Source organism: Streptomyces sp. NPDC057010, from assembly GCF_042673805.1.
GTDB lineage: Bacteria > Actinomycetota > Actinomycetes > Streptomycetales > Streptomycetaceae > Streptomyces.
This window is the reverse complement of record NZ_JBHUSC010000123.1, coordinates 1-1,852: the sequence shown is the minus strand read 5'-3', so window position 1 is coordinate 1,852 and position 1,852 is coordinate 1. Positions and strand designations below refer to the sequence as shown.

The window sequence follows — 1,852 nt, the reverse complement described above, 5'->3', positions numbered from 1 at the left end:
AGGAGCGTGCGGTCAACGCGCGCTTCGAAGCGATGTGCAGTCACTACCTGTTCGAGCCGGAGTTCTGCAACCGGGCTGCAGGCTGGGAGAAAGGCATCGTCGAGAAGAACGTTCAGGACCGGCGACGTCAGATCTGGCACGAAGCAGCGCTACGGCGCTGGGAAACGCTGGAGATCCTGAACGAATGGGTCGCTGGTCAGTGTCGTGAGGCGTGGCACATGCGGCACCCGCAGTGGCCTGAGCTGACGGTCGAGGATGTGCTGCAGGACGAGCGTACCCGGCTGATGCCCAATCCACGGCCGTTTGACGGCTACATCGAGCAGACCCTGCGAGTCTCGTCGACCAGCCTGATTCACTTCCAGCGCAACCGCTACAGCGTGCCCACCGAGTACACGAACCAGTTGGTGAGCGTGCGCTGCTATCCGGCATATCTCAGCGTCGTCGCCAACGCCCAGGAGATCGCACGCCACGAACGCAGCTTCGAGCGGCACATGACCTTCTACGATTGGCGCCACTACGTCACGCTGGTCGAGCGCAAACCCGGCGCACTGCGCAACGGCGCACCGTTCATCACGATGCCGCAGCCGCTGCAACTGCTGCAGCGGCATCTGCTGAAACACCCGGGCGGCGATCGCGTCATGACGCAGGTGCTCGCTGCGGTGCGCGAACACGGGCTCGATGCGGTGCTGCTCGCCGTACAGGCTGCGCTGGATTCAGGACGCCCCAGCGCAGAGCACGTCCTGAACGTGCTGAGCCGGCTGAAGGCGCCCGTCACGAATGGCAGCCTCGCCACGACGAAACTCCAGCTCAAGGAAGAGCCCGCGGCCGACGTGAACCGTTACGAGACGCTGCGTGCCAACCCACCGGAGGATCGTCATGTCTAACGATATCGCGGCCCAGCTCAAGGGTCTTAAACTGCACGGCATGGCGAGCACGTGGCCGGAGCTGCTCGCGCAGTCGCGCCACACGGACTTCGAGCCGGAGCGCTTCATGAAGCAGCTGTTGATGGCTGAAACCGCCGAACGGCAGGTGCGCTCGATTGCCTATCAAATGACCGCTGCGCGCTTCCCGGCCCACCGCGACCTGAAGGGCTTCGACTTCGCGCAGGCACACGTCGACGAAGCGCTGGTGCGCGAACTGAGCGAGCTGTCGTTCCTCGAAAGCGCGCACAACGTCGTGTTCATCGGTGGTCCGGGCACTGGCAAGACGCACCTCGCCTCAGCGATCGGAATCGAAGCCGTACAGCGCCACGGCAAGCGTGTGCGCTACTTCTCGACCGTCGAGCTGACCAACGCCCTGGAGCAGGAGAAGTCCATCGGCAAACAAGGCCAGGTCGCCCACAAGCTGATGTACGTCGATCTGGTGATTCTCGATGAGCTGGGCTATCTGCCGTTCAGCCAGACCGGTGGTGCATTGCTGTTCCATCTGCTCTCAAAGCTTTACGAGCACACGAGCGTCGCGATCACGACCAATCTCAGCTTCGGCGAGTGGGCGAGCGTGTTCGGGGATGCAAAGATGACGACAGCGCTGCTGGACCGCGTCACCCATCACTGCCACATCGTTGAAACGGGCAATGAATCGTGGCGCTTCAGGACCAGTTCTGCCAAGGCGAAGACGACAAGAAAGAGAGCAGCAAAACCAGCGGGTAACGAAGAGTTATCCACACCGGAATAGATGTACTACGCTGTCTCGGGGTGGGTCAGATTTAGATGAAATCGGTGGGTTAAGACTCGGTGGAAATCAACACTCTTGCCAATTCTGGAACCCCGAATTCCTTCGCACCCTTGCTCATCAGATCACGATAAACAGAATCTATACGATCGGTTGTGGTGCGGGACGCGCGCCATAGGAT

1 protein-coding gene and 1 pseudogene are annotated in these 1,852 nt (G+C 61.2%); both read left to right on the top strand.

Features of this window, described 5'->3' with window-relative positions; translation table 11 throughout:
* Positions 1–884, top strand: a pseudogene (locus tag ACFTXQ_RS36510) (IS21 family transposase); the annotation flags it as partial.
* Positions 877–1,674: an IS21-like element helper ATPase IstB gene (istB, locus tag ACFTXQ_RS36505; RefSeq protein WP_059740757.1), complete on the top strand. Its 798-nt coding sequence runs from the start codon at positions 877–879 to the stop codon at positions 1,672–1,674. The pseudogene ACFTXQ_RS36510 and the gene istB, both read left to right, overlap by 8 nt.
* Positions 1,675–1,852: the final 178 nt, after the last annotated feature.

Coding starts and splice junctions, on each gene's coding strand:
- istB (WP_059740757.1), top strand. CDS start 877: ATGTCTAACGATATCGCGGCCCAGCTCAAGGGTCTTAAACTGCACGGC.